At 32.1% G+C, this 12,401-nt stretch carries 8 protein-coding genes, 2 pseudogenes and 1 riboswitch; of the genes and pseudogenes, 3 read left to right on the forward strand and 7 right to left on the reverse strand.

The features are described 5' to 3' along the window. Positions 1 to 62 precede the first annotated feature (62 nt). Positions 63 to 242, forward strand: a riboswitch (cobalamin riboswitch). Between the two features lie 333 nt (positions 243 to 575). Beyond that, positions 576 to 1,709: a HAMP domain-containing methyl-accepting chemotaxis protein gene (locus WY13_RS20540; protein WP_192845021.1), complete on the forward strand. Its 1,134-nt coding sequence runs from the start codon at positions 576 to 578 to the stop codon at positions 1,707 to 1,709. Between the two features lie 50 nt (positions 1,710 to 1,759). After that, positions 1,760 to 2,305 (forward strand): annotated as a pseudogene (locus WY13_RS20545) (methyl-accepting chemotaxis protein); the annotation flags it as partial. 273 nt (positions 2,306 to 2,578) lie between these two features. On the opposite strand, the pseudogene WY13_RS10870 reads toward WY13_RS20545, so the two are convergent. The 7 genes and pseudogenes from WY13_RS10870 to WY13_RS10900 form a co-directional block, all read right to left on the reverse strand. Beyond that, positions 2,579 to 3,849 (reverse strand): annotated as a pseudogene (locus WY13_RS10870) (SpoVR family protein). Positions 3,850 to 3,854: 5 nt separating this feature from the next. Continuing rightward, the gene (gene yhbH / locus WY13_RS10875; RefSeq protein ID WP_063555677.1) at positions 3,855 to 5,057 is read right to left on the reverse strand and encodes a sporulation protein YhbH; all 1,203 of its coding nucleotides are present in this window, start codon (positions 5,055 to 5,057) and stop codon (positions 3,855 to 3,857) included. Between the two features lie 4 nt (positions 5,058 to 5,061). Further along, the gene (locus WY13_RS10880) at positions 5,062 to 6,984 is read right to left on the reverse strand and encodes a PrkA family serine protein kinase (RefSeq protein ID WP_063555678.1); all 1,923 of its coding nucleotides are present in this window, start codon (positions 6,982 to 6,984) and stop codon (positions 5,062 to 5,064) included. 213 nt (positions 6,985 to 7,197) lie between these two features. Beyond that, positions 7,198 to 7,689: a MarR family winged helix-turn-helix transcriptional regulator gene (locus tag WY13_RS10885; RefSeq protein WP_063555679.1), complete on the reverse strand. Its 492-nt coding sequence runs from the start codon at positions 7,687 to 7,689 to the stop codon at positions 7,198 to 7,200. After that, positions 7,646 to 9,223, reverse strand: coding sequence for a DHA2 family efflux MFS transporter permease subunit (locus WY13_RS10890; RefSeq protein ID WP_063555680.1), 1,578 nt, complete (start codon positions 9,221 to 9,223; stop codon positions 7,646 to 7,648). Before WY13_RS10890 ends, WY13_RS10885 begins: the two co-directional genes overlap by 44 nt. Before the next feature lie 12 nt (positions 9,224 to 9,235). After that, positions 9,236 to 9,889, reverse strand: a complete 654-nt coding sequence (locus tag WY13_RS10895) for an HlyD family secretion protein (RefSeq protein ID WP_063555681.1) — start codon at positions 9,887 to 9,889, stop codon at positions 9,236 to 9,238. 20 nt (positions 9,890 to 9,909) lie between these two features. Further along, complete coding sequence (locus WY13_RS10900) at positions 9,910 to 10,878, reverse strand: HlyD family secretion protein (RefSeq protein WP_063555682.1); 969 nt, start codon at positions 10,876 to 10,878, stop codon at positions 9,910 to 9,912. 436 nt (positions 10,879 to 11,314) lie between these two features. Here WY13_RS10900 and WY13_RS10905 point away from each other — a divergent pair, with 436 nt between their 5' ends. Next, positions 11,315 to 12,364 (forward strand): carbamoyl phosphate synthase small subunit, encoded by a 1,050-nt coding sequence (locus WY13_RS10905; RefSeq protein ID WP_063555683.1) that lies wholly within the window; start codon positions 11,315 to 11,317, stop codon positions 12,362 to 12,364. Positions 12,365 to 12,401: the final 37 nt, after the last annotated feature.

A 12,401-nucleotide genomic window follows, 5' to 3' on the forward strand; every position in this document is an offset into this window, starting at 1 on the left:
TGTTGAAGTAGTTTTTTTGTAGAAGCTAGTGTAAAATCATGTTGACTTTGGTAAATATATAACTTATACTTAACATAAAAGTAACAAAAATGGTAGTTAAAAGGAAAAGTGTAAGAAGCGCTGCAGCCCACCGTTACTGTATGGAGGATAAAACCCTAGCTATGTCACTGGAATTATATCTGGCAAGACAGGGGAGTAAAATGAATCTGAGCCAGGAAGCCTTTCTGATATGATGTTAATTCTTTCGGAGGGGAAGATATTGATATTTTAAGCTGTTTATAATTAAAAGTAAACGGTTATATTGATATGAGAGAACCCTAGCGGTTCTTTTTTAGTTTATTAGTCATATATAAATTATGCTATATAGGAGGCCTTTGAAAGAAGGCCATTTTTATTATATTAGATAGGATTTTATCTCATAAACGTAGAAAAAAGTATCAAAATGAAATAAAATTTGTATCAATTTGATATTTATTTCAAGGAAATATTTAAAAAAGTATGGAATAAAAATTGCTTTATATAAATACACAGAAAAAATTCAATAATTAACTATGTTAAAAAGGGGACAGATGACAATGAATATTTTTAAAGATATGAAAGTAAAAACTAAGTTAGTGGGTACATTTTTATGTATTATTATATTAATAGGCATAATAGCAGGCGTAGGACTAAAAAATTTAAGCAATACGACTTTAAGCTGTGATAATATGTATAATAGTAATTTGATATCTGTTGATCTAATACATAGTGTAAAAGAAAATTTATTAAATATAGGTTTGGATATGTCTGAATTAATAAATGAAAAAGATAAAGGTAAAGCATCTCGTCTTATAGATAGTATTCATAAATATCAAGAAAATGACAATAAGTTACTATATGAATATAACAATACGGACGGCGGTTCAGATGACTGGCTTGAGGGAGAAGAGCAAGTATATAACAAATTTATAAATCAATTAAATGGATATAGAAAAAGTAGGGAAAAAGTAATAAGTTTAATCCAAGATGGAAGAAAAGAAGAGGCATTGTCACTATACTCAAACACTTTAGAAGAATTGAATTCGGTGTTTGTATCTTTAAATAAAATTATACAGCTTAACTCAAATGGTGCAAAACAGGATAATATAATAAATCAGCAAATTTATAGAAAAAACTTTGCTTTAATTATGGGTTTAAGTATAGTAGCATTAATATTTGCAGGTATTTTAAGTAGTATAATTACAAGACAAATAGAGAGTTCTTTAACAGAAATAAATAATTTTGCTAAAAGATTATCAAATTGTGATTTTACTAGCAATATTGACAGTAACAGTAAGGATGAATTTGGACAAACTCTAGCATCTTTAAATAAAGCCCAATTTCATATGAAGCAGGTTATACAGGCTATTATGGAAAATTGTTCAGATGTAAGCAGTTTAAGTGAGGAAGTTTATTCTTCAGTTGAAGAAATAGACGCTAAAATGCAAAATATAAATGCTTCAGTTGATGAAATTTCTAGTGGAATAGAAGAGACAAGTTCTATAAGTCAGCAAATATATTCTTCAGAAGAAGAAATTGATGTAGGTATAAAGGAGCTTACGAAAAAAACATATGAAGAAAATGAAAATTCTTCAAAAATTAGAAATAGGGCTGTTGAGGCACAGGTGAAAGTTGAAGATTCTATAGAAACAATACAAAAATTATTTATGGAAAAACAGAAAAAATATTGATAGCTATTGAAAATGGAAAAGTAGTAGAAGAAATTAATCAAATGACAAATGTTATAGCAAGTATAGCAGATCAAACAAATTTATTGGCTTTAAATGCTGCCATAGAAGCAGCTAGAGCAGGCGAAAATGGTAAGGGGTTTGCAGTTGTGGCTGAGGAAGTTAGAAAGCTTGCTAGCCAATCATCTGAAACAGTTAAAAGTATACATAGCAGTGTTACAAAAGTACAGGAAGCTTTTATAAATATATCAAGCAGTGGTAAAGAAATATTAAACTTTATAAATGATAATGTAAATGGGCAGTTAAATACTTTTTCTAAAATATTGGGCCAATTTAGGAATGATTCCGAGTATATTAATGTTATGTCTAATGATATTGCAGCTATGGCAGGACCAATTAATACTGCTGCTAATGAAGTAAATAAAGCAACACAAAATATGGCAGTGTTATCACAAAAATCTAATAAATATTCTAGCGAAATTCAAATTAGTGTAGAGGATTCTACAAAAGCTGTAGATGAAATAACAAAAATAACACAAAATCAAGCACACTCATCACAGAAACTTAATGAAGTAATTCAAAAGTTTAAGATATCTTAAGTAAAGGAATATCTCATACTGAGAAAAGAAAGTCGAGCCTTTAACCAATTCTATCAGTAATTATTGTAAAATATTCCTACGCCTAAGTTTATTTTTTAGTTATAAACTCTAAGTTTTCGGACTTTCTATATTGAAATTTTAAATTATACATAAAATGTAATGACAAAATTGAAAGCACTTTTAAAAACTTTAGGCTTGTCAAAAGTTTTATGGTGATGAAATTTGTCATTACATGATACTGTATAAGTAAACTTTCTACTTAGAAACCCTATATTAATCACATCTTAAAGTTTTATAAGTAATAGTAGTAGGCTCACTGCAGCATACTTCTATATCTTCTTTGCTTATTTTGGTGTTTAATTTCACGGGATATCCCCATAATTCATAAATGCATTTTAAAGTAGCTTCCATATAATTTGAATTTAATTCTCTCCCATCGTAAATATGTTTTAATACGAGGGTATTGTCTTTTTTTAAAATATCATCAACAACAATATTGGGAATGGAACCCATACCACAATTATTGCATATGGTATTTCTGATTTCAATCCAGCCCTTTTCATCAGGAATTTCTTTTATTACATAGTCACTGCGTCGTTTTGCATATTCAAATAAATTTAGTTCATAACACAGCTCTTTTGTTAAATATCTTCGAATAAAAGATGCATCTCTTTCCAGTGCTCTTACTTCAAATATTTTATTTTGTCCGTACATTTTATCTAAGTTTTCAAATATTTTAAAACCCATATAATAGGGGTTAATTCCTCCCATAATAGGTGTAATTATATCATTATGTCTTTTAATGAATTCAATGTGAAGTGAAGGCGAAAGGTCGAGCCTATTTAAGGTTTTATAGTGCCAGTAACTTGCCCAACCTTCATTCATAATCTTTGTTTCAACCTGAGGTATAAAATATGCAGTTTCTTTTTTTACTACATATAAAACATTCTTTTGCCATTCTTCTAGTTGACTGTGATTTATAATAAAACCTATTAAGTCTTCTTTTGATTCTTCCTCTGTTTTTTTGCACCTATGGTTCTGGTTGTTTGAAATCTTATGGAATGAGCGGCATTTAAAATTTTTTCTACTCCTTCATACCCGATGCTTGGGTCATTTATATATTCTCTTATCATATCTGCGTCATTTTTAAACATTTCAAGAGTATAGGATGCTTTAGTACCCTCTTTAAACAACCTGTTATTTTTAAAGAAATCATTATGCCCGTATACATGAGCCATTGTTAGAATTTGCAGTAGCAGTGTATTGTCCTTCATCAAATAAGCAAGACAGGGATTTGAGTTTATTACCATTTCATAAGGAAGTCCTGTAAGATTATATTTGTAAAGTGATTTTGTCCTGTCATAGGATTTGCCAAAACTCCAGTGAGGGTATCTAGCAGGCATTCCCAGATAGGCTTCGTATCCTATCATGTCTGTATAACTTACAATTTCAAATTCTTGAGGATAAAAATCAAGTCCTGATTTTTTAGATGTATCTTCTATAATGTCACACCATTTTTCTAAATCTGTACCTGTATATTCCAGAAAAATCACCTTCCTTCTAGTTCTTTTTTCAATATTTTTTTAAGGGATATCCATAAGTCTTGCTTCTCATTAATAGTTACAGTGGAAAAGTTATTTTTATCTATTCCTCGACGGAAAATATTTTTTATATTACTTCCAAAATAACTGGGTATGATTTCTGCATAGCTAAAAAGATTGCAGACTTCACATAAATCTTTGGCAGCTTTTAAAGCACGCTCGTTATCTTCATCCCAATTGTCACCGTCACTTACATAAAATGTATATACATTCCAGTAAGCAGGATTATAATTTTCTTCAATTACCTCAAGAGCTTTATTTAATCCGCTGGATATATAGGTTCCACCAGATTCTACCTTATGGAAAAATTCATTTTCAGTAACAACTTTTGCTTTAGTGGAGTGAGAAATAAACTTAATTTCAACATTATTGTATTTAGCCTTTACAAATTGATACAAAATAAAGAAGAAGGATCTAGCTAAGAATTTTCTAGTGCTATCCATGGAACCTGATGTATCCATTACGCATATGACAGCAGCATTTAATTCACGCTTTTTTTTCTCTTTTATCCTGAAGTATCTTAAATCTTCCTGTCTGAAAGGAAATCTTGAGTCTATATCTTTAGAAATAATTTTATTTTGAAATAGTGGGTCTTGGCTGGCTTCCCTAAGGGCTCTTTTAGAGTTTTGCTGTCTTTTTAGCTTTTCTATAACAGTTCTTTTCTTAGCAAGCCTTGGGTTTATTCCATTTCTTTGATATCCTGCTTTTTTTAAGAATTTTTTAGACAGTAGTTCTGAAAATTTTTTTTTGTCCATCAAAGGTAGCTCCATATCTTCAAGAAGGTAATTCATAAGTTCCTCTAGGGTAATTTCCGTTTCGTACATATCTTCCCCTTCTTCGTTACCTGCACCACCTTTGCCTTTGCCTCCATTTTTCTCTAGGACTCTTCCAATTTTATCTCCTCTTTTTTGAGATCCATCTCCACTTCCAACTTGGGGACTGTTGTCTCCATATATAAAGTGGTATTCTTTAATGCCCTTTATGGGAATTTTAATTTTCTTATCTTTACTCTGACCTATAATACTTTCTTCTGATATTATATCTGCAAGATTATCCTTTATGGATTTCTCTACTAATTGTTTGTGGCGACTTCTATCTTCTAAGGATCTATCATGGTGATCCCTTGGATCAAATTCTCTAAAAATAGCCATAATATCAATCCTTCCATAGGTTGTTGGCAGCATATTTTAAAATAACGTCACAGCAGTGGTCACAATATCCATCTGCCTTCATTTCCTCAACCATGGAATTATATTTTTCGTTTTGTTCCTTGCCCCTTACTTTTGATTTAGTTATAACTCTGGATAGTTCTTTTACAGATGCAGTGAGTTTTTTCTCAATAGCTTCTTTAAGAGGTTCGTAGGAAGTATAGCTGATTTTTCCTCCATTTCTTATAACGTAGAACATATATGAAGTTACATCTGTTCTAAATCCTTTTGCAGAATTTTCAGAGATGCCAATATGTTCTTCTATAGATCTCATGAAAGTCTCATCTGGTTCTAATTCTTCTCCAGTAGATTGATCTTTAATTTTATTTTTATTTACATAAGCTTCTGCATGATCTAGGTAATTGTCAAAAAGACTTTCGGCCTGTTCTTTAAAACTGTGAATAAAAGCTCTGGTTATTTCTTTTTCCAATACTTTGTTGTATTCTTTTCTAATGGTATCTTTTATAAAAGTTAAATATCTTTGTTTATCATCTTCAGCTATATCCAAATCTTTAACTGCTTTTGTTAAACTTTCTATTACGCTAAGAGGATTTATACAGTTGTACTCTGAGTTTGAAAGAGCACTATCTAAGGCTTTTACTATAAACCTAGTGGAAATGCCTGTCATTCCTTCTCTAGAACCTGCTTCCTCTTTTAATTCTGAAAAGTCAATTTTTTTAGTTGTGCCTTTTTCAACTATATCTTCTCCATTATAAATTTTTAATTTTGTCATAGGGTCTACCTTGTTGGAAGGTGAAAGTCTGGATAGAATTGCGAACATTGCTGCTATTTCTATGGTGTGGGGTGCTATATGTGCATTAAATTGGCTCTTGCCAAGTATTTTTTTATATATCTTAATTTCCTCATTTAATTCCATGCAGTAAGGAACTTCAATTTTTACTATTCTATCTAGTATTGCTTCGTTAGTATGGTCAGATTTAAACTTGTTCCATTCAGATTCATTGGAATGTGCTAGAATAATTCCATCAAAATAGATCATTGAACCCTTACCTGGAGACGGAACTGATTTTTCCTGGGTAGCTGTAATTATTGTGTGAAGATATTCCACATCATTTTTAAAAACTTCAATAAATTCTACAAGCCCTCTATTACCTACATTGAAAGCACCATTTAGCGAGAATATTCTAGGATCATCTTCAGGGTACATATCCATCTTTGATATATCGATAGAACCTGTGAGTACGGATGTATCTTGGTTATTAGGATCAACTGGAGGTACTACTCCAATGCCTTTTCTTGATCGTATGGAAAAGTCAGTAGTAGTTACAGGAAATTTTTCATATTCGCCGCCGTAATCATGTTTTAACCTATATTTACAAACAGGGCATAAATCGCCTTCAATTTCTACACCGAGTGCCTTTTCAAAACTTCCTTTTAAATGTTTTGGTATAAGGTGCAGAGGCTCTTCTCTCATAGGGCATCCTTCAAGAGCATAAATAGGTTCTGAGGTTTCAAGGGCTTTTTTAATTGATTCTACTAGAGATGATTTACCAGCTCCTACAGGACCTACTAGATAAAGTACCTGTCTTGATTCTTCTCCCATCATTGCTGCAGAGTGGAAATAGTTTACTAATTTCATTATGACTTTGTCAATTCCAAAAAAGTCATCTTTGAAAAAGTTATATCTTCTAATTGGTTCATTTCCATATAATTTTTTTATTCTTGGATTTTCTTCAGGTTTTAACACTTCATAACCTTTATTCATTATAATATCATACATTCTTCTATGAGATAATTTTACGATTTTAGGGTTCTTTTTTACAATTTCTAAGTACTCTAGAAAAGTCCCTTTAAATTCATGCTTTTTTCTTATTTCCCTGTCTTTTTCAATTATATCCTTAAAGTTCATATTCTCCTCTCCTTTTTATTATATCTATTAAATACTACGCAGCATGGGTATTTATTATGTATAATAATTGATAGCACTTGTGATTTCAATCAAGTGATTCTTGGACTCAGGTGGAATTTGTCTAAGAGGATAGAAGCCTGTTTCTAAGGATTAAGAGAAAGGTAAAGGGAAAACACGACAGCAGTAACAGGTTCTGCTGAAGTATTTTCCCTATTATTTAATATCTTCTAATAGTGATTTATAATGTTCTAATGCATGAATAAATTGATCTACTGATTTGCTATCCATATTTCTTATAGTATCGGATATACAGTTGGAAATTAAAGTTTGCCGTATGTCTAATATATTATTGCTTTTCTTAAATTCTTCAGATATAGATAGTTTTACAATTCTCCTGTTGTTTTCAGGTATCTCTCGGGTTACAACGCCTTGATTTACCAGACGGTCTATTATACCAGATACAGTGCTCTTTGCAAGCATTAAATGATGGCTTAATTCATTTAATGTCATGCCAGGTCTTTTATACAGATGAACTACAACTGCCAGTTGAGGTGCCGTAAACCCGTATTGTGCTGCAATCTTTCTGAATTTATGACCAATAATTTTATGGATACTTTTAAAAAGATTAATTATTTTATCAGATTGCTCTAATATTAAGTCATCATTTTGTGGCGGCAAGTTCTTTTGTGTTGGTATTGTGCTCATCTCCTTTCTCTGTTTTTTTACTTTTCATCATTAAAGTTAGGACTATAGTGACAATTACTATAATAGAAGTAATAGCAACTGCATAAGCCATAGCATCTATGGTAGCCTGTCCTTGAAGCAATTTACTTAACGTAGATAATGCAGAGGCTTTAGCTGTGCCCTTGGGTAGGCCTTCTTGCATATATGATTTCGTAAGTATATTTATTGTGTCGTTAGCGGGTTTATTGTAAACATTTATTTGTTCAGATAGTTTTAAATAATTGTAGTTAGTTTTGCTTTGTATTATAGCGGACATTATTGTTACGCTGAGGGAACTTGCTATTTGTCGTATAGTACTGGAGAGAGCAGATGCTTTTCCAATTAAGTTTTGTGGTACTACATTCATTCCTGCAGTATTAATTGGCATCATGGTAAATCCTAGCCCAATTGACCTTATACATAGAATAAAAGTTATCATTTCTCTACTGGAATTCATATTTATTAAAACTGAAAGATGATAGGAACTTAAGGCTAGTATTATAAGTCCGGGTATAACTAAGGGCTTGGCACCAACTTTATCAAACAAGTTACCGCTTACAGGCATTAGTATTCCAACTACAAGTGCAGCAGGCAGCATGATTAAACCTGTTTCCATTGCTGTATATCCTCTTATATTTTGAAGGAATAAGGGTAGCACGTATACTCCACCCATAAGTGCCATGGTTAAGACGCAAATTATTATTTGACATACACTAAAATCAAATAATTTAAATACAGTGAGGTCTAAAAGTGGCTCCGGGTGGGTAAGTTCATTTACTACAAATAGTATAAGACTTAGGCATCCTAAAGTCAAAAGCAGCGGGTATTGTACTTTACTCCAGTCAATTGAAGTCCATTCTCCAAGTACATATAAAATGCTTACTACTCCAATTGTAGAGGATAAAAACCCTATTACATCAAAGGACTTAAGTGTAATTTTTTTAGAATCCTTTAGTAAAATTCCAGCTAAAATTACACCTAGTATACCTATGGGAACATTGATATTGAAAATAAGTCTCCAGTTCATATTTTCAATAATATATCCACCTAAAGTAGGTCCTATGGAAGGTGCTGCCATTGAAGCTATACCCCAAATTCCAAGGGCTAGGCCTATTTTATCTCTAGGAAATATTTCATATATTATGGACATACCTACGGGCATTATCATGCCACCGCCTAAAGCTTGTATAATACGAAATACTATCATAGATGTATTGTTCCAGGCAAATCCACACAGCATGGAACCCAAGGTGAACATGGTAAGTGCAAACATATATATTTTTTTAGATCCGAAAACTTCCTGAAGATATCCCGTAAGAGGTATAATTGCACCAAGAGCTAGGGTATATGATGTCAGTATCCATTTTGAATCATCCATTGATACCCCAAAGACTGCCATCATTTTTGGAATAGCGATATTAACTATACTACTGTCAAGTATGGACATAAAAGTTCCTATTACTACAACAATTAATGCTAGCCAGCTGTATATAGATTCATTGTTGTTTTCTTCCATTATATCACCCCACTACTTTATGTGAATTTTAACAACGGCATTGGTACCTGGAAGTATTTTGCTGTTAAATTTGTCTAGAGAAATTTTTATAGGTATTCTCTGAACTACTTTTGTAAATGTACCACTGGTAGTAGTTGGTATAATAGATAGTGCAGATTGGGCTGCTTCTCCTACAGATTTTACTTTACCTGTAAACTTTTGAGACCCGTACTCATCTATAGTAATGTTAACTGGCTGTCCAACTCTTATTTTCCCAAGTTTTGTTTCTTCTATGTCAGCAGTTATATAAAGTTTATTTGGATCTATTAAAGTAGCTAAAGTTTGACCAGGAGACCAAATTTCACCGATGGTTCCCTGTTTTTTAATAATTATGCCATTTATAGGCGATCTTATTAAAGATTGATCTACTTTTGAATCAGGTAGGTCTGACATTTCTTGACGGGCTAATATTTGATTTTTAATAACAGAATCTCCTTCATCTACATTGAGTTCTAGCAATTTACCACTGATTTGTGGAGTTACATTGACCAGGTCTGCATCTACTTTTGCATCGTCTGTTGAAACATAGTAGGTGTTTTCATACCAATAATAAAATCCTATACTACTGAGTGCGGCTGCAATTACTACTAATATTCCTATAATCAATATTTTTCGTTTTTGTTTCATATTTGAAATACCTTCTTTCTCTATTTTTCAAGTCCAATCTCAGCAAACATACCGGGTTTTAGCTGTGAATCTTTATCTGTTAGGCTTACCTTAACTAAAATATCTCTGCTTTCAGAATTTAAATTAGAATTTATAACGGCTATTCTACCCTTAAATTGTTTGTCTGGTATTTCAGATACTTTTACAGCTACTTCTTGTCCCTCTTTAATTTGACTTACGATATCTAAAGGTGCATAGGCATTTACATAAAGGTTGTTGGAATTTATTATAGAGAGAAGTGTTGTACCAGGTGATACTGTATCTCCTACATTGACACTTCTGGTATTTACTATTCCAGAAATAGGTGCGGTAATAGTGGCATTGCTTAGGGATGTCTGTGCAGTTTTTAAAGCTGCTTGAGCTTGGCTTACCTGTGCTTTGAAAACATCTATAGATGATTTTGTGGGGCCGTTTTGTAGCATAGCGAGTTGCTCTTGGGCAGTTTTATACTGTGAATCTGCCATAGCAAGCTGCTGATTGGCTGAATCCAGTTCCTGTTGAGTTGCTGCTCCTGCACTTACTAAAGCCTGTACACGGTCATAGTTCTTTTTTACTGTTTCATAACTTTGAGAAGCGCTGCTTACAGAGGACTGAGCTTCAGCGACTTGTTCAGGACGAGTACTGTTTTGGGCATTAGTTAAATTTGCATTTGCTGTATTTAAAGCTGCCTGGGCTTGATCAACTTGTCCTTGAAGATCTTTTGTATCTAGTTTAATAAGTACGTCGCCTTCATTTGTTTTTGAGCCCAAGTCAACTGATATCTCAGAAACTTTTGCTGAGACTTTTGAAGTTATATTTGCTTGTTCATTTGTTGAAATTTTTCCTCCCATTAAAAATTGATCACTGGTATTTTGATTGATGTTTTTAATATTTTTACTCGTAGTGTTTGTAGAACCGCAGCCTGTCAAAAATATTGCTGCAGCCAGGCTAAATAAAATAGCTTTTTTCATGTACAACCTCCTTTAATGATTTAACTAAGTATTATTTGTATAAAAACTGTTCGTATATTAACAGTTTTTATTATATACCTGTTTATTTTCATTTTCAAGAATATTATTCCATGTATTAAGTACAACTTTATTGAATGAATATCAATACCAAGTATCAAAAAATACATTTTTTGATACTTGACATAAGGTCATATTTTAATTAAAATAAAGCTTAGAATTTAAGTGAAAAATACACTTTAAATTGGTCCTGTGAGGCCAGAAAGAGGTATGTTATGGGTAAGCTTTTTTATATCCTAAAAAAAATGAATAGTTTTGTATTTGAATATAGAAACTTTGGCAATGGAAAAATTATTTTTTAAAATTATTTTTCTATTGCTTTTTTGTTTTTTAAGATGGATAAGTGTATTTTTACTTGTAAAAATGCAGGAGGTATATTATGAAAGCAAAACTTATATTGGAAAATGGAAGTATCTTTGAAGGGGAAGCCTTTGGGTATCTAAAAGATACTATGGGCGAAGTGGTATTTAATACTGGGATGACAGGGTACCAGGAGATACTCACAGATCCTTCTTATTATGGACAGATAGTGACTATGACTTATCCCCTTATAGGAAATTATGGAATTAACTTAGAAGATATGGAATCATCCAGTCCAAAAGTAAAAGGGTTTATTGTAAGAGAAGTATGTGGTTATTCAAGCAATTTTAGGTCTGAATTAGAACTGTCTGATTATCTTAGAACAAATAAAATTTTGGGACTTTCAGGGATTGATACTAGAGCACTTACAAAAATGCTTAGAACAAGTGGTACTATGAAGGGAATTATAACTATAGAAAACTTGGATTTTGCAGCTGTAAAAGATAAAATTAAGTCTTTTTCCAATAAAAATGCAGTACCTGAGGTAAGTACAAAGGAAAAATATGCTATAGGTGAAGGCAAAAGAAATATCGCTATTATGGATTTCGGAATAAAAAAAACTATGGTAAAAGCATTTGTAGATAGAGGATGCAAGGTAACTGTATTTCCTTCAAATACTAAAGCAGAAGAGGTACTTCAAATTGATCCAGATTTGATATTCTTATCAAATGGACCGGGAGATCCAGATGATCTTACCTGTGAAATTGAAAATATAAAAAAGCTTATAGGCAAAAAACCTATTACAGGAATATGTCTTGGACATCAGCTTTTGGCATTAGCCCTCGGGGGGAGCACAGCTAAACTCAAATTTGGTCACAGAGGATGCAACCATCCTGTAAAAGATCTTGTAAGCGGTAAAGTGCATATAACTTCTCAAAATCATGGCTATTATGTGAATAGACTGCCTGAAGATATGGAAATAACTCATGTAAGTTTAAACGATGGAACTATAGAAGGAATGAAGCATAAAAGTCTTCCTATATTCTCAATACAATTTCATCCAGAAGCATGTCCGGGACCGGAAGACAACAACTATATATTTGATGAATTTATGAAATACGCACTTTAAAATAGTTGAGAATTGTGAATTGAATAGAAAGGAGATA

This window comes from Clostridium ljungdahlii (genome assembly GCF_001636845.1).
Lineage (GTDB): Bacteria > Bacillota > Clostridia > Clostridiales > Clostridiaceae > Clostridium_B > Clostridium_B ljungdahlii_A.

Excerpts from the sequence above, each read along its gene's own strand:
- WY13_RS10895 (WP_063555681.1), bottom strand. The coding sequence starts at position 9,889 with ATGAAACAAAAACGAAAAATATTGATTATAGGAATATTAGTAGTAATT.
- WY13_RS10900 (WP_063555682.1), bottom strand. The coding sequence starts at position 10,878 with ATGAAAAAAGCTATTTTATTTAGCCTGGCTGCAGCAATATTTTTGACA.
- yhbH (WP_063555677.1), bottom strand. The coding sequence starts at position 5,057 with ATGGCTATTTTTAGAGAATTTGATCCAAGGGATCACCATGATAGATCC.
- WY13_RS20540 (WP_192845021.1), top strand. The coding sequence starts at position 576 with ATGAATATTTTTAAAGATATGAAAGTAAAAACTAAGTTAGTGGGTACA.
- WY13_RS10880 (WP_063555678.1), bottom strand. The coding sequence starts at position 6,984 with ATGAACTTTAAGGATATAATTGAAAAAGACAGGGAAATAAGAAAAAAG.
- WY13_RS10885 (WP_063555679.1), bottom strand. The coding sequence starts at position 7,689 with ATGAGCACAATACCAACACAAAAGAACTTGCCGCCACAAAATGATGAC.
- WY13_RS10905 (WP_063555683.1), top strand. The coding sequence starts at position 11,315 with ATGAAAGCAAAACTTATATTGGAAAATGGAAGTATCTTTGAAGGGGAA.
- WY13_RS10890 (WP_063555680.1), bottom strand. The coding sequence starts at position 9,223 with ATGGAAGAAAACAACAATGAATCTATATACAGCTGGCTAGCATTAATT.